Source organism: Anaerotruncus colihominis, from assembly GCF_010206195.1.
Classification (GTDB): domain Bacteria; phylum Bacillota; class Clostridia; order Oscillospirales; family Ruminococcaceae; genus Anaerotruncus; species Anaerotruncus colihominis_A.
Genome location: NZ_VIQT01000003.1, coordinates 51,866 through 66,276, shown reverse-complemented (window position 1 = coordinate 66,276; position 14,411 = coordinate 51,866). Strand labels below are relative to the sequence as shown.

Below are 14,411 nucleotides of genomic sequence, written 5' to 3'. Positions count from 1 at the left end.
CGTTACTAAATTATGCCTTTGGAAAAGGAGCGACAAAGAATGAAAAGATTGTTCGTAAAAGCCTTGAGCCTGTGCCTGAGCGCCGCGGTGCTCATTATGGCGTCCGCCTGCTCAGGCGGCGCCGGAGAAAACGCCGCGTCCGCTGCGGGTGGAACCGGCAGCGCGTCCGCCGGAGGGAAAACGGATTTGAAGGTTGGGTTTGTGACAAGCGCCTCCGGCCAGAACGACAATGGGTATAACCGTTCGGCGGTGGAGGCGATCAAAACAGCGGCCGGTGAATATGGCTTCGAGTATCGCGTGGTGGAACCGTCAAGCTCTCTGACCGTGGGGCAGGCTATTGAGGCGCTGGCTGAGGAAGGGTATGGACTCATTTTCAATTTGGAATATGACTTTGCGGCGCTGATCGATGGTACTGGCGCAGCCGGAAATGTTCCAATCGCGCAGCAGTACCCAGATACCACCTTTGTAATTTACAACGACAATCCCAATGTCAACGAGGATGGCTCTGTCAAGTATAATAATGTTTATGCCTGTATGTTTAACGTCAACGAGGCGTCGTACCTGGCCGGATATCTGGCGGTGCAGATGAATGAAAACCAGGAGGCGCTGTTTCCAGAGGGCTACAATCTGGCTCCCTTGTCCGAGAGCCGGGGCATCGGCTTTATCGGCGGCACCGACTCCGCTGGAATTCGGGTGTATTCCTACGGCTATATGATGGGCATCCAGGCCGCCGCCGAGGAATATGATGTGCAATATGATTATTATCCTGTGTATGACGCCGGCTTTACAGATTCCGCAGCCGGCAACACGACCACCGGGAACATGTACCAAAACGGTGTAAACGTCGTCTTTGCGGACTGCGGCAATGTGGGCGACGGCATTACGGAACGCGCCGACTCCGACGGCCGTCTGGCTATCCAGACAGACGCTGATCTGGACAGCACTCATCCGGGGCATGTTATCACCAGCGTTCTGAAGATCACCGGCGTCCCCACACGCGCGCTGATCGACGCAAAGATCAGCGGTGAACTGGAGGGGATGGACAACCTGCTCAACTTTGATCTGGCCTCCGGAGCGACCGGCGTCACCGATCTGTCAGTGATGACGGAGGCTGTAGCGGACAAGGGACTGTTTGAACAGATCAAGACCAAGGTCAATGACCAGGCGGAGAAGATCAAATCAGGTGAGATCGATGTGGTCAATGCGCAGGTCGGCGAGGAGCTTGATCCGTCCATGTGTCCTCGTGTTATAATTCAGACAGCCTGACATCATTTTATAATGATAGAAGGGCTGTGCTGCAAAAAAGCCGTACAGCCCGCGTTTCGGATCGCTGCCGACAGCGCCCGCCGGGAAACCGGCGGGCGCTGTTATTTTTGGGGCGTCATACGACGGCGGGCGATTCCACAAGACAGGGGATGAAGCGAATGAATGCAATACAAACCATTGACCTGACCAAAAAGTTTGACAAATTTGTCGCCAATGACCGCATCAATCTGGCGGTGGAAAAGAACGAGATCAAATGCATTGTGGGTGAAAACGGCGCGGGCAAAACGACGCTGATGAACATGCTCTATGGCGTGCTTCAGCCTACCTTTGGCAAGATCCTTATCAACGGAGAGGAGGTCCGCTTTCGCAGCCCGCTGGACGCGATCGCCCACGGTATCGGTATGGTGCACCAGCACTTCAAGCTGGCGCCGAGCCTGACAGTGTATGAAAACATCATGTTGGGTGTGGAGATCCGGAAAAAGTGGGGTGCGCTGCAAACCCCGTTTATTGATAATGAAACGGAACGCAGGCGGGTACGCGAGCTGATTGACCAGTATCATTTTCAGCTTGATCCGTCGGAGCGGGTGTCCAATCTGTCGGTTGGCCAGTGCCAGCAGCTTGAGATATTGAAGATGCTGTACCGCAATGTGGATATCCTGATTCTGGATGAGCCAACCTCCGTGCTCACGCCCCAAGAGGTGGACTGGCTGATTGAAAACCTGAAAAATTTGAGCAAAAGCGGAAAGACGGTCATCGTCATCACACACAAGCTGCGGGAAATCATGGCTTTGAGCGATTCCGTCACGGTCATTCGCCACGGCCGGGTCGTGGGAGAGGCAAAAACAAGCGATACCAGTGAAAAGGAATTGGCACAGATGATGGTGGGGCGCGATGTGGTGCTCACTGTCAGCAATGAGGGCGGCTGCCCCTGCGGTTCCACTCCGGTCTACAGTGTGCGCGACCTGACCACTGTAAACGAGGCGGGGCAGCAGGCGCTTCACGGGGTCAGCTTCGATGTGTGTGAAAATGAGATCTATGGGATTGCCGGCGTGGAGGGCAACGGCCAGAGCGAGCTGGTCAAAATCCTGACCGGGATGATGCTGGCTACCGGCGGCAGCGTTACGATTGGCGGCGAGGATATCACCAACGTGTGGCCGGACAAGCTGCGCGGGAAAAAGATCGGCATCATCCCGGAGGACCGCTATAAGCATGGCCTCTGCCGGGATATGAGCCTGGCGGACAACTGCGCGGCGGGCTATCTGGGAGACCGGGAGCTGTGCGCCTGCGGCGTGCTCAAAAAGAAGGAGATGCAAAAGCGGTGCAGAAAGTACATTGAAAAGTACGATATACGCATTGCGGACGAGTATGGCAACGTCTCGCAGCTTTCCGGCGGCAACGCGCAGAAAATTATCGTGGCCAGGGAATTTGAAAGCCATCCGCGCCTGATGATCGCCTGTCAGCCGACGCGGGGCGTCGATGTAGGCTCTATCGAGTATATCCATCAAAGCCTGCTCAATTTCCGCAACGCGGGGTATTCCGTGCTGCTTATTTCCAGCGAGCTGTCCGAAATCATGAGCCTGTCCGACCGTGTGGGCGTGATGTACAAGGGCGGCATCATTGGAGAGGTCGACCCGAAAACAACGGCCACAGCCGATATCGGTTTATTGATGGCGGGTACCATACCTGAAGGATTGAAGGTGAAGGCGTGAAAACAAAACAGTCCTGTCATTTTGGAGTCAAGGCGCTCAACTCGGTTCTGCCTGTGCTGCTCGCTTTTGTGATCGGCGGAATCATCATTTTGGCTATTGGAGAAAATCCCCTGACCACCTACAGGGTTATGGTGGAGCGTTCCCTGTTCAGCCTGCGGGGAGTCACGCGCACTTTGCAGCTTGCCGCGCCGCTGCTTTTATCCGGCATGGCGATCTCTATCTGCTTTAAGGCTAATATCTTTAACATGGGTATTGAGGGCCAGCTTGTCTTTGGCGGTTTCATGGCCGGAATTGCGGGGCATTATCTGACGAATATGAACCCTGCGGCGCACAAGTTGATCTGCTTTGGCGTGGGTATTTTGTGCGGCGTTGCATTTGCTCTGCTCCCCGCCCTTCTGCGCGGTTACTTCCACGTGGACGAGATGGTGGTGACGCTGGTGCTCAACTACGCGATGGCCCGTGTGCTGGAATATCTGGCCTCGGTCGTGTTTCGCGACGCGGGGGCCGGATATGTGGCGACGCCCCCAATACAGGACAGCGCCCGGTTTTTTTTGATCGGCGGCAGCAGGGTGACGCCGTTTCTGTTTATCGCCATCGGCGTTTTCCTGGCGATGGCGTTTGTCATGACCAAGACAAAGCTCGGCTATACCATCACTGCCCTGGGGAAAAACCCCTCGTTCGCGGAGGCGACGGGCCTGCGTTCCCGCCGCGCTGTCATCCTTTTGATGCTGATTTCGGGCGCGCTGGCAGGTATTGCCGGAGCGGGGCATATGCTGTCGGAAAAGACCTTTTACACGTTGGATTTTTCCGGTTCGCCGGGCCTTGGGTGGGACGGTATGCTGATCGCCCTGCTCGGGCGCCATTCGCCGGGCGGTATCCTGGCGGCGGCCCTGTTTTACAGCGCCCTGAAAACAGGTTCGGAGGCCATCGGCCTGTACGCCAATGTGCCGAATGAAATTGTGGCGGTCATCCAGAGCCTGATCATCCTGTTTTTAGCGGTCCAGTTCTTGAATGAAAAGTACGGCCTGGCGGAACGCCTGCGCGAAAAGCTGGCCGCCCGCAGGGCGCTTGGAGAGGAGGGGAAGGCATGAGCGCCGTCAACAATATCATTTATCAGTCCGTCGTCTATCTGGCCCCTGTTCTGCTGTGCGTATTGGGCGGCATCTTCGCCTACAAGGCCAATGTGCTCAATATCGCGCTGGAGGGCATGATGATGGCCGGGGCGTTCGTATCGATGCTGATCGCAAACCTCACCGGGAGCGTTCCCGCCGGTTATCTGTCCGCGTTTGTAGCCTGCCTGCTGTTGGGCCTGGTGTTCTCCCTGATGGGGGTGACATTGAAAGGCAACGTTATTGTCATCGGACTGGCCATCAATATGCTGGTGCCTGCCGCAGCCGGCTTTATTATGAAGATCATGTCCGTGCCGAGTATCACCTTGCAGGGCTTTTCCACCAACAGCATCGTGCTGAACATTCCGGTTGTGGAGCATATCCCGGTTCTTGGACCGATCCTCAGCGGCCACCCGCCGATTACATACGTGGCGTATCTCATGATCGCCGTCATGTCCGTGCTGATGTACCGCACCCGCTTCGGCATTCATGTGCGCATGGTAGGCGAAAGTGAGGATACCGCTGTCAGCCTGGGGCTGAAAACCGACCTGTACAAGATTGCGGCCATTCTGATCGGCGCCGGCTGCTGCGCCCTGGCAGGGGTCGATCTGGCGCTGGAGCGGCTGTCTTTGTACACCAACAATATGACCGCGGGCCGCGGCTTTATTGCCATCGCCGCCATCTACTGCGGACGCGGCCGTCCGCTTGCCTGCACGCTGTATGCGGTGCTGTTCAGCCTGGCCAACGCCTTGGCGGAATACTTTTCCCTGCGCGTATCCGCGTCGCTGCTTTTAAAGGTGGTGCCCTATGTGGTCATGGTTGCCGTACTCACGGCCGCGTCCATCGTCAACCGGCGCGGGGTGCGCGTGCGCGGCGCGTTCGCGGAGAATTGAAAAGGAGAGAGCGTTTCATATGAGAATTGATCCTGCGATAATCAGGCCGTCGCAGACAGCTTTGGTGGTTGTCGATATGGTCCGGGACTTTACCGAACCGGACGGGCTTGTGTTCTACCCGATGAACCGGCAAATTCTGCCCGCGATTGTCCGGCTGGTCGAGCTGTGCCATCAGACCGGCACCCTGGTCATCTTTATGCAGCACCGCTACCGCAGCGGTAAATTTGACCGCAATCTTGAGACGATGCGGCCCAGTTGTATCGAAGGCAGCGGCGGCGAGGCGCTCGACCCCGCGCTCCCCGTGGATAAGCATCGCGATTATATCATCCCAAAGCGCCGTTACAGCGCCTTTTACGGCACAGATTTGGACCTTGTGCTGCGGGAGCACGGTATCAAAAATGTGGCCGTCGTCGGGACGAAAACCAACTGCTGCATCCGGGCCACCGTACACGACGCCTATTTCAACGACTATCTGCCCATTGTGATCAGCGATTGCGTGGGCACCAATTCCGAGGAGGTCAACCGGGTACATCTGGAGGATATGGACAAATATTTCGGCACGGTGATGACTGCCGGGCAGTTTTCCGACCGGTTAAAGGAGGATGGCTGATGCAAAACAATCCGCAGTATGATGTGATCACCAGCGGCTATGTAAGCATGGACCGCATTATCAAGCTGAAAACGCCCGCGCGCGTGGGCTTTACCTCTTTGGTGGAAAACCGGACAAGCGCAGATATCCGTTATGGCGGCTGCTCGGTCAATATTTCCTATGACCTGTGCCGGCTCGGCGTGCGCAGCCTGCCGGTCATGCGGGTGGGGGACGACTACGAACAGATTGGCTTTAAAGGGTTTTTGGAGCAGGGCAAAATTTCACTTACCGCCACCGAGGTGGTGCCAGGGGAGCGTACCTCCGTGTGCTATCTGCTCCAGGACAACGAGGGCCAGCACATCACCCTGTTTTACCCCGGCGCGATGGACGCCCGGTTCGCGCGGCCGCTGCCCGACAGCATTTTTACAGGGGCGCGGCTCGGGGTGATGACGGTAGGTTCGCGGCCGGACAATGAGGCGTTCTTTGCGATGTGCAAAAAGCATAGCCTGCCGCTTGTATTCTCCATGAAAGGGGATATGGACGCTTTCCCGCGGGACTTTCTGGAGGAGCTGCTCTCTTACAGCAGCATTATTTTTACAAACGAGGTGGAGCGGCAGGCCATCGAACAGATTTTAGGCGTCGATCTGCGCGCCATGCTGGATCGGGGACGCTGCTCCCTGCTGATTACCACGCTCGGCCGGCAGGGGAGCGACTGCTGGTATAAGGCGGACGGCGCAGGGGAAAAAACGCATGTGCCCATCTGCACCTGCGGCGGCCCGGTGGTCGACGCCACCGGCTCAGGCGACGCGTTCGTGGCTGGGTTTTTGTACGGCTTCCTGCGCGGGAAGGACCCGCGGACATGCGCCATGCTGGGCACGGTGCTTTCCTCCTTTGTGATTGAGCAGGAGGGCTGCTGTGCCGGCGCGCCCACGGAGGAACAGCTTTTGGAACGCTTGGGACAATTTGAACGGATGCTGAAAGGAGGCAGATGATATGGCCACGCTGTATATGGGCGGGACGCCCGAAACCGTTGGAAAATATGTGCTGTTTTCGGGGGACCCGTGGCGTGTCAATATAATCAAGCAGTTTTTGGACGATCCGCAGGAGGTCGCTTTTCTGCGGGAGTTTAACACCTGCACCGGGACCTATAAGGGGGAACGGATCACCGTCACCTCCACCGGCATCGGCGCGCCGAGCGCCGCCATCGCTATGGAGGAGATGTACGCCTGCGGCATGGAGGTGGCTGTGCGCATGGGTACTGTGATGTCCATGCAGGACGATATGCTCGGACACTTCATCATCCCGATCGCTTCGATGCGCCGGGAATCCACAAGTAAAACGTATGTGGAGGAAAGCTATCCGGCGGTGGCTGATCTGGAGCTGGTCAATCTTCTCAACGAGACGGCGGCCGACTTTGGAAAACGAAGTCTCAACGGCGTTTCCTGCACGATGGACGGGTTTTATACCCAGATGCACGACAGCCGGTTCAGCAAGGAGTGCGGCAGGGACCTGTCGCATGTGTTTGACGAGCTGCGCGCCCTGCATGTCTGCGGAATCGATATGGAATCGGCCTGTATGCTGACTGTAGGCCGCCTGATGGGGGTGAAGACCGCCGTCGTCACCATGGTCACGGTTCTGGAGAACCTGAAGGAGTCGCTGAAAGGACAGGAGCGCGCCGATGCGGAGGCGCTCTTATGCCGTGTCGCGCTGGAGGGCGTCTGGCGGTATGCGCAGGCGCACCGGGCGTAAACGGGATATCTGCCGGAACGAAAACGGCAAACCGAGAAAGGACGGATACAATGGAAATCAGAGAGCTGCTGGCGGTTGACCGGCAATTTGTAATCGGTATGGTACACTGTCTGCCGCTGCCTGGGACCACGGGCTACCGCGGCAGCGTGGAGGAAATTTACAGACAGGCTGTGCAGGATGCGCGCACCCTTGAGGAGAGCGGCGTCGACGCGGTAATCGTCGAGAATATGGGGGACGATCCGTTTGGCGTCACACTGGACCTCATACAGCGCACGACGCTGGCCGTCGCCGCCCAAAAGGTGCGCGACGCCGTACAGATCCCGGCGGGTGTGGACGCGGCTTTCTGTGACTGGGAGGCGTCGCTCTCCATCGCCTACAGCACAGGCTGTCAGTTTGTGCGTATCCCGGTGTTTGTCGACACTGTGGAATTTTACGGCGGGCTGATCACGCCCTGCGCAAAGGAGTGTATGCGCTACCGCCATCTGATGGGCATGGATCATATTATGGTGCTGGCCGATATCCAGGTCAAGCATACGAATATGCTGCTGCCGCATGTGCCGGTCGAGCAGTCGGCCAAGAATGCCGCCGCCTGCGGCGCGGACGGGATCATTGTTACCGGGTCTGCGATCGGTATGGAGACGCCTATTGAAATAATCGAAAAGGTGAAAAAAGTGGCGCCGGTCCCCGTGATCGCCGGCAGCGGCGTGAATGCCGCGAATATCGGCGAACAGCTAAAGATCGCCGACGGGGCAATCATCGGCTCCAGCCTGAAGGAGGGCGGCGTTGTGTCCAATCCCATCTCCGGCCGGCTGGTCAAAGAGGTGCTGGCGGGGCTGAACCGCTAAAGCGTTCATATTTTTTGCCGGTGGGCGCGATGCGTAACCCGTCTGCCGGCGCGAACATTCAATGCAAACGATAAGGAGCGGAAAATGATGATGAGACCGATGAAGCTGGCGGGCAGCCAATTGCTGTTTGGCGACGGCTGTCTTGCCTTTCTCAGAGATGTGGGCGCCAAGCGCGCGATGATTGTCACCGGTGGGGACAGCATGAAACGCTGTGGAATTCTTGATCAGGCGGCGGATTACCTGCGGGAGAGCGGCGCCAGGGTCGCCTTTTTCGAGGGCGTGGAACCGGACCCTTCCTTTGACACAGTGATGCGCGGGGCGCGGGCGATGGAGCAGTTTGGCCCCGATCTGATCGTTGCCCTGGGCGGCGGCAGCCCCATGGACGCGGCCAAGGCCATGTGGGTGTATTACGAGCATCCCGAGCTGACCACGCTGGAGGAGGTTTTGACAGCAAACCCCTTCCCAAAGCTGCGCGGCAAGGCGCGGTTCTGCTGTATCCCCTCCACAGCGGGCACCGCCTCCGAGGTGTCGCGGTCCTTTGTGATCTCCGACGGACAGGGGATCAAGCGTGGGCTTGGCAATATGGAGATGATGCCGGATATCGCGATCTGCGATCCGCGGGCGACGCTTTCCATGCCCGCACATATCACGGCTGAAACCGGCATGGACGCCATGACGCACGCGTTGGAGGCGCTTGTCAGCAACCGGGCCAATTACGTTTCTGACACGTTTGCCCGGCGCGCAATCGCAGATATCCACAGCGCCCTACCCAAAGCCTTTGACAACGGGCAGGACATCGCCGCCCGCGAGACGATGCTCAACGCCTCCATGATCGCCGGCATGGCGTTTACGAACGTCTCATTGGGGATTGTACACAGCATGGCGCATACAGTGGGCAGTCTGTTCCACATTGCCCATGGCCTGGCCGACGCAATTATCCTGCCTTATATTATCCGTTTCAACAGCGGGGACGAACGGGCCAGGGCGCTGTATGAAAGCGTTGCCGCGCCCCTCGGTACAGATGATATGGCGGCCGTCGTACAGGGGCTGAATAAAAAACTGTATATTCCCGCCGCGCTGTCCGACGTGATCAAGGACGCTGGCGGCTACCGCGGCAGGCTGGGCGAGATGGCGGCTATGGCGCTGGCGGACGGCTGCACAAAGACGAACCCCATCATCCCGACGGCGGGACAGATGGAGGCGCTGTTCACGCTTGTATTTGACGGAAGGGAGGCGTGACCGATGGATTTAATCTGTTATCTGAGCAACGGCTACCCCTCCATTGACAGCAGTAAGGAGACGGCGCAGCGTTATGTCGGCGCCGGCTGCGACATCATTGAAATTGATTTTCCCGCCCGCGCCCCCTATCTGGAAAGCGAATACATCGCCGGCCGCATGGCGGCGGCGCTGGAAGCCTGTAACGACTATACCGCCTATATGGACGGCATGGCGGAGATGAAAAAGCGTCTGCCTGACACGCGTTTTATCCTGATGACGTATGAATCGACTGTGACGGAAATCGGTTATGAGCGGTTCATCGTTTTCTGCAAAGCACAGGGTTTTGAGGATATCATTCTGGTGGGGCAGCAGGGCGACGCAGTTAAAAACCGGTTTATCGCGGACGGCATGCGGGTGAGCTGCTATGTGCAGTTTCAGATGCTGCCCGGCGAGGTGGAATCGGCCAAACAGTCCAACGGCTTCGTCTACATGCAGGGTAAGCCGGGCGAAGGCCAGACCAACCCCGCTTTTCCTGCGCTCAAGGACTGCATCGATCATCTGCGCGGCCAGGGGATTACACGGCCGATTTACTGTGGCGTCGGCATCCACACGCCTGCGGATGCGAAAATGGCCAAAGAGGCCGGTGCAGACGGCGTCTTTGTAGGCAGCGCAGTGCTCAAGCTTCATGACGACCCTGCGGCCATGACGAAAATGATTCAGGCGTTTAAACAGGAGTGCTGACATACGACGAAAAAGGAGAAACAATATGCAAGTGAAACTACCCGGCGCGGCTGCGAAAAGCGTGTCCATGCTGACATTAGGCGTGAAGGATGTACAGCGGTCCGTTGCCTTTTATGAGGCGATGGGGTGGGAGTATTCCCCCGATTCCGACGGGGCCTGTACATATGTGCTCAGTTCGAATATCGCCATCGGGTTGTTGCCGCACGATTTCTTGGCAAGGGAAATTGGCTTGCCGGTCGAACCGATTCCGCGCTACAACGGCCTGCTTTTGGCGATCAACGGCGCGAGCGCCGAGGAGGTGGACGCGATCTTTGAGCGGGCTGTCGCCGCAGGCGCAACTGTGCAGCAGAAGCCAGTCTGGAAGGACTGGGACGGAAAGCCCGGATACTCCGGTTTCATCATGGACCCAGACGGCTATGTATGGGAGATTGCATACGCCCCAGCCCTGCGCATCGGTGCGGACAACCGTCTGATGCCCACGACGAAGGCCGGGGCGGCCGCAGGGGACGATACATAAAACAGGACGGTGCCGCCCCGTTTCAGACTGTCAAAAAAGCCTGGCAGACGCAGCGTTATGCTGTCGCCGTAAAAATTTATGATTGTCCGGACATGTGCCGGACAATCATACCTTAACCATCGCCGCGCGGCAACAGCCGCACGGCGATGGTTTTTGTTATCAGCCGTCAGCTATGGAGCAAGGCCCACCCCATCCTCCAGGACATAGCCCCACGGTACCTGCTCACAGAGCCAGACGCCGTTTTCGGAGCGGTAAAACGCATAGCCGTCCCGCGCCATAGCGGCCGCGTCGATGGCAAGGACCACAGGGGGACCGTGGCGGCTGCCGACAGCCAGCGCCGTTTGACAGTCGGCGGACAGATGTACATGCTGCCGCGACTGGCGCGTGATTCCCTGTGCGCGGGCGGCTGCGCCTGCCGCAGTTCCACGTCGACCGCGATGGAATGGCCCTGGTTGGCCCGGATTTTTGTATGGTCGTCATTAAAGCTGTAGCGCTGCTTGTTGTTTTCGCGCACAATGCGCTCGAGCGTATCCCGGTCAATGCGCCGTCCCGCGCGGGCGCAGCCCGCAAGCAGCGCTTTTACATCGGCCCAGCCGTGTTCGTCGAGCGTGATCTGCGCCGCCGCGGGGTTGTGCCGCAGCACAAGGCTCAGGAACCGGCCGAGCTTCTCATCACTTTTTGATTGTCCCATCAGAATGCCTCCTGTGTGCCGAAGCGGCGTTCAAACGCGCGATAGCAGGTCTGGCTTTTGGACCGGTCGAGCACAGCGAAGGTGACAGAGGAAAAACGGTTTTTAAAGTCCGTATCCGTCAAAAGCGAGACCCACCAGGCGGCGATATCCTCCGGATCGTTGCGGAACACTCCGCAGCCATACGCGCCAAGCACCAGGTTTTCATCGCCCATCGCCGCAAAGAGCGTGAGCGCCAGCCGCATACGCGTTTTCATCACGCGTTTTGCGTGCGCGGTGTCTTCGCCCTTTATGAGCGCCTGCCCAAAGTTTACAGCCGGCAGCGTCAGCACTGACGCTGTGACCGGGCGCTCAAGCAGCGCGAACCATTCATCGCGGAAAAATACCACATCGGGCGAATAGATGGCGCAGTCGGTATAGCACATGGTGCCGCAGGCGCGGTTGCGCGCGTAATACTCCGGATGGATTGTCTGCGTGCGGTAAAGTCCGCTGGACGCGGCGATACTTTCCTCCTGCGCCATTGCGCCGTTTAAAAAGCCGCCGCCCGGGTTCTTGGCGCTGGCGAAGTTGAGCACGCCGATGCGCCCGGCTCCCTGCGCGCGAAGGTCGATGACCGCGCGCACAGCCGAACAGTTCCGAAGGGAAAGCGCCGTTGCCTTCTCGTGCGCGGCAGGCATGGGAGGCAGCGCAGGCTGTGTTTCCGGCGTAATCAGGCGGCTGCCTGCCAGGGACGCCTGATGCATGTCGGCGATTTCAATGCGCTCGCCAGCGTATTCATACCAACCCTGCTCTAAAATACGCAGGGTTTCATTTGCAATTGCCTTTCGATTCATAACGAATCCTCTTTCAATAAAGTCTGGTCCGCCGTGTCACCATTCGTTGACGGCGTACAGCACCGCCAACATGATCTGCCGGTGCAGCGCGGCGGATAATCGTTCATAGTCGCCGTCAAGACCCTGTTCGTGCGCCAGATACGGCGGGCTGTCGTTCCAGCTGCCCATGCCGCCGAATACCCACGCGCGCGAGGCGGCTGCGAACAGGGCCTTGTTTTTTTCCGGCAGATGGATATGCATCCAATCCGGCAGCGCTGCACATGGATCTGTCAGATAATGCCGCGCGCTGTCAAACTGGGCGGCGAACTGCTTCTCCCCGATGCGCCCGGCCAGCTTTGAAATCTGTGCGAGCACCGCGGAGAAATCGTCGCGGTATTCCTGAAAGCGGGGCGGTACAGCGGGCGCGTCTTTGAACGGCGCTTCGTTCCACTTGATATTCCAGCCGCGCGCAGACTGGTCGAACTCCCAATCAGCGCGCCAGCCGGTAACGGCTTTGTCCTTGTAAAAGCAGGCGGCCACAAAAGGCGCGCCGCCCGAAAAGGCGAGCAGTCCGCGGTCTTCGGCCGCTGTGGGCGCAAGCAGCTTGATATCGTGAAGGCGGCGCGCCGCCAGTTCGTGGTACCAGTCGGCCGCGCTGTCCGCCTGTGCGCCGTTTTGGAAAGTGAAATGCAGGGATTTTTCATAGTCCGCGCCCTCATAGGAAAAAGAGCCGGCACGTAGCGCCTGGCGCACCGCGGCCACAAGGGCGCACGCCTGATAAAGCTCCCCGTTCATAAAAGCACCCTCCTATCGCCGCTGTAAAAGCTCGCGCGCTTCGGTCAGTGCGAACCCTAAAAGATTTTTGCCGCGCCAAAGCGTCGGATTTTGGGCGTTGGGATTTTGCTTTCCCATACCGATGCCCCAAATCCGGTCGCGCGGGCTTGCCTCCACCAGGATACGCCCCCTTGTCCCAGCCAGAAATTCCCGCAGGTCGGCGTTTTGCTCGAACTTCGCCAGATTCCCGGCGAGCACCCGCTCATAACATCGGCTGTCCCACACCGCCTGATCAAAATTCCGCACAGCGCGTCCGTAAGCTTTCATTTCCTTGGGGAAATTGGACGCCATGATTTTTTCCAGCATCTCGCTGTCGCCGAACATCCGGGCCTTTTCCGCCATCATGTATTGTTCGGCGCAATTGTATTCCACCCCGTCCGCTGTGAAACGGCACATCCACCATTGGCTCAGGCAGCTTTCATTCACATGCCCGTCAGCCGGAGGGGTATGCCCCCAAAAAAAGAGGAAGCGGCAGCTCTCGCCCGAACAATATGCCTCCCGAAGCGTTTTCAGATCGTAACAAATCATGTTTTTTCCTCCTGTTTTCGCCGGTACAGACGCGAGGGCCTGTGCCCGGCATTCTGTGTCATCTGGTCCGTCTCCTGCACAAGCGGGGCGATTTTGCGTCTAAACGCCGCCTTGAGAAGCGGGCGGCCAAGCAGGACCTCGTGCACCTGCTGAAGCTCAGTCAGCGTAAAGCGTTCCGGCAGCAGATGAAAAGCCGCGCCGCCGGACGCTGTCTGCGCGCGCAGGCGCTCCAACGCGCAGACGATGATTTTTGCATGATCAAAGGCAAGCCCGTCGTTTTCAACGACTGTGTATTCCTCCGCGCCGGTGGGGCCTTCCAGCCGGCGCTCTACCAGCGCGCTGAGATGGATGCCGCCGTTGGTTAGCCGAAGTGTAAAGCGCGACGGCGCGTCCGGCTGCGCGGTGCACGACGCCAGAAACCACGCGGCGTTCTGCGCGTCGTCTCCGGCCCGGAGCCGGACCTTGCCGCCGTCGATCAGCGCCATGTGCGCGCAGCTCATGACCCAGGTGCGCGGGTCGCGGCCGGGATCGCTGAAAACGCCGAGCTGCTCCAGATAGACGTTTTCAACGCCTGCTTCCTCCCGCAGCTCGCGCGCGGCGGCCTGGCCCACGGTTTCAGTCGGGCGCACAAAGCCGCCGGGCAGCGCCCAGCATCCGAGATATGGATGGCCGCCGCGTTCGATCAGCAACACGCGCAGTTCCTTTTCCGGCAGGCGGCGGTAATTGCCGGCGTCTGTTTGCATAACCGTGAAAATGACCATATCGCACGCCACTGATGGACGCGTGTAATCACCCGGACGATATTGCTCCAAAAATTCCTGTTCGGTCAATCCGTTCCGATCCCGTAACTGCATAGAATCGCCTTCCTGGTCTTATGTTTAGTTAGATAATATCTCTTAGTTACTATCATGAT

15 protein-coding genes and 1 pseudogene are annotated in these 14,411 nt (G+C 58.4%); 11 read left to right on the top strand and 5 right to left on the bottom strand.

Going from position 1 to position 14,411, the window contains the following annotated elements; genetic code table 11:
• The first annotated feature begins 39 nt into the window (after window positions 1–39).
• From FMM72_RS01320 to FMM72_RS01270, 11 genes are all read left to right on the top strand, one after another.
• Window positions 40–1,266, top strand: coding sequence for a BMP family lipoprotein (locus tag FMM72_RS01320; RefSeq protein WP_160209163.1), 1,227 nt, complete (start codon window positions 40–42; stop codon window positions 1,264–1,266).
• 158 nt (window positions 1,267–1,424) lie between these two features.
• A complete protein-coding gene (locus tag FMM72_RS01315) occupies window positions 1,425–2,975 on the top strand; it encodes an ABC transporter ATP-binding protein (protein WP_162220354.1) in 1,551 nt (516 codons plus the stop codon).
• Window positions 2,972–4,066 carry an ABC transporter permease subunit gene (locus FMM72_RS01310; RefSeq protein ID WP_162220353.1) on the top strand — a complete coding sequence of 365 codons (1,095 nt, stop codon included), beginning with the start codon at window positions 2,972–2,974 and terminating at the stop codon, window positions 4,064–4,066. Before FMM72_RS01315 ends, FMM72_RS01310 begins: the two co-directional genes overlap by 4 nt.
• A complete protein-coding gene (locus FMM72_RS01305; protein WP_162220352.1) occupies window positions 4,063–4,977 on the top strand; it encodes an ABC transporter permease in 915 nt (304 codons plus the stop codon). Before FMM72_RS01310 ends, FMM72_RS01305 begins: the two co-directional genes overlap by 4 nt.
• Before the next feature lie 19 nt (window positions 4,978–4,996).
• Window positions 4,997–5,587, top strand: a complete 591-nt coding sequence (locus tag FMM72_RS01300; protein ID WP_160209159.1) for a cysteine hydrolase family protein — start codon at window positions 4,997–4,999, stop codon at window positions 5,585–5,587.
• A complete protein-coding gene (locus FMM72_RS01295; protein WP_162220351.1) occupies window positions 5,587–6,558 on the top strand; it encodes a carbohydrate kinase family protein in 972 nt (323 codons plus the stop codon). The genes FMM72_RS01300 and FMM72_RS01295 overlap by 1 nt, the downstream gene beginning before the upstream one ends.
• Window position 6,559: 1 nt before the next feature.
• Window positions 6,560–7,315 carry a nucleoside phosphorylase gene (locus FMM72_RS01290; protein WP_162220350.1) on the top strand — a complete coding sequence of 252 codons (756 nt, stop codon included), beginning with the start codon at window positions 6,560–6,562 and terminating at the stop codon, window positions 7,313–7,315.
• Window positions 7,316–7,365: 50 nt separating this feature from the next.
• Window positions 7,366–8,160 carry a BtpA/SgcQ family protein gene (locus FMM72_RS01285; RefSeq protein WP_162220349.1) on the top strand — a complete coding sequence of 265 codons (795 nt, stop codon included), beginning with the start codon at window positions 7,366–7,368 and terminating at the stop codon, window positions 8,158–8,160.
• A gap of 87 nt (window positions 8,161–8,247) precedes the next feature.
• A complete protein-coding gene (locus FMM72_RS01280) occupies window positions 8,248–9,399 on the top strand; it encodes an iron-containing alcohol dehydrogenase (protein ID WP_162220437.1) in 1,152 nt (383 codons plus the stop codon).
• A gap of 3 nt (window positions 9,400–9,402) precedes the next feature.
• Window positions 9,403–10,119 (top strand): tryptophan synthase subunit alpha, encoded by a 717-nt coding sequence (locus tag FMM72_RS01275; RefSeq protein ID WP_162220348.1) that lies wholly within the window; start codon window positions 9,403–9,405, stop codon window positions 10,117–10,119.
• A 25-nt stretch (window positions 10,120–10,144) separates the two neighbouring features.
• Entirely contained in the window at window positions 10,145–10,636 is a 492-nt protein-coding gene (locus FMM72_RS01270; RefSeq protein WP_162220347.1) for a VOC family protein, read from the top strand.
• A gap of 170 nt (window positions 10,637–10,806) precedes the next feature.
• On the opposite strand, the pseudogene FMM72_RS01265 reads toward FMM72_RS01270, so the two are convergent.
• From FMM72_RS01265 to FMM72_RS01245, 5 genes and pseudogenes are all read right to left on the bottom strand, one after another.
• A pseudogene (locus FMM72_RS01265) lies at window positions 10,807–11,327 on the bottom strand (RNA 2'-phosphotransferase).
• The gene (locus FMM72_RS01260; RefSeq protein ID WP_162220346.1) at window positions 11,327–12,157 is read right to left on the bottom strand and encodes a TIGR02452 family protein; all 831 of its coding nucleotides are present in this window, start codon (window positions 12,155–12,157) and stop codon (window positions 11,327–11,329) included. The pseudogene FMM72_RS01265 and the gene FMM72_RS01260 overlap by 1 nt, the downstream one beginning before the upstream one ends.
• Window positions 12,158–12,193: 36 nt before the next feature.
• The gene (locus FMM72_RS17095; protein ID WP_160209151.1) at window positions 12,194–12,931 is read right to left on the bottom strand and encodes a hypothetical protein; all 738 of its coding nucleotides are present in this window, start codon (window positions 12,929–12,931) and stop codon (window positions 12,194–12,196) included.
• A gap of 12 nt (window positions 12,932–12,943) precedes the next feature.
• Window positions 12,944–13,498, bottom strand: a complete 555-nt coding sequence (locus FMM72_RS01250; RefSeq protein WP_201758496.1) for an NADAR family protein — start codon at window positions 13,496–13,498, stop codon at window positions 12,944–12,946.
• A complete protein-coding gene (locus tag FMM72_RS01245; protein ID WP_160209150.1) occupies window positions 13,495–14,352 on the bottom strand; it encodes an NUDIX hydrolase in 858 nt (285 codons plus the stop codon). Before FMM72_RS01245 ends, FMM72_RS01250 begins: the two co-directional genes overlap by 4 nt.
• Window positions 14,353–14,411 lie beyond the last annotated feature (59 nt).

Bases quoted from the DNA above. Each gene is read 5' to 3' on its own strand.
- FMM72_RS01320 (WP_160209163.1), top strand. From the start codon at position 40: ATGAAAAGATTGTTCGTAAAAGCCTTGAGCCTGTGCCTGAGCGCCGCG.
- FMM72_RS01315 (WP_162220354.1), top strand. From the start codon at position 1,425: ATGAATGCAATACAAACCATTGACCTGACCAAAAAGTTTGACAAATTT.
- FMM72_RS01305 (WP_162220352.1), top strand. From the start codon at position 4,063: ATGAGCGCCGTCAACAATATCATTTATCAGTCCGTCGTCTATCTGGCC.
- FMM72_RS01300 (WP_160209159.1), top strand. From the start codon at position 4,997: ATGAGAATTGATCCTGCGATAATCAGGCCGTCGCAGACAGCTTTGGTG.
- FMM72_RS01295 (WP_162220351.1), top strand. From the start codon at position 5,587: ATGCAAAACAATCCGCAGTATGATGTGATCACCAGCGGCTATGTAAGC.
- FMM72_RS01290 (WP_162220350.1), top strand. From the start codon at position 6,560: ATGGCCACGCTGTATATGGGCGGGACGCCCGAAACCGTTGGAAAATAT.
- FMM72_RS01285 (WP_162220349.1), top strand. From the start codon at position 7,366: ATGGAAATCAGAGAGCTGCTGGCGGTTGACCGGCAATTTGTAATCGGT.
- FMM72_RS01280 (WP_162220437.1), top strand. From the start codon at position 8,248: ATGATGAGACCGATGAAGCTGGCGGGCAGCCAATTGCTGTTTGGCGAC.
- FMM72_RS01275 (WP_162220348.1), top strand. From the start codon at position 9,403: ATGGATTTAATCTGTTATCTGAGCAACGGCTACCCCTCCATTGACAGC.
- FMM72_RS01270 (WP_162220347.1), top strand. From the start codon at position 10,145: ATGCAAGTGAAACTACCCGGCGCGGCTGCGAAAAGCGTGTCCATGCTG.
- FMM72_RS01260 (WP_162220346.1), bottom strand. From the start codon at position 12,157: ATGAATCGAAAGGCAATTGCAAATGAAACCCTGCGTATTTTAGAGCAG.
- FMM72_RS17095 (WP_160209151.1), bottom strand. From the start codon at position 12,931: ATGAACGGGGAGCTTTATCAGGCGTGCGCCCTTGTGGCCGCGGTGCGC.
- FMM72_RS01250 (WP_201758496.1), bottom strand. From the start codon at position 13,498: ATGATTTGTTACGATCTGAAAACGCTTCGGGAGGCATATTGTTCGGGC.
- FMM72_RS01245 (WP_160209150.1), bottom strand. From the start codon at position 14,352: ATGCAGTTACGGGATCGGAACGGATTGACCGAACAGGAATTTTTGGAG.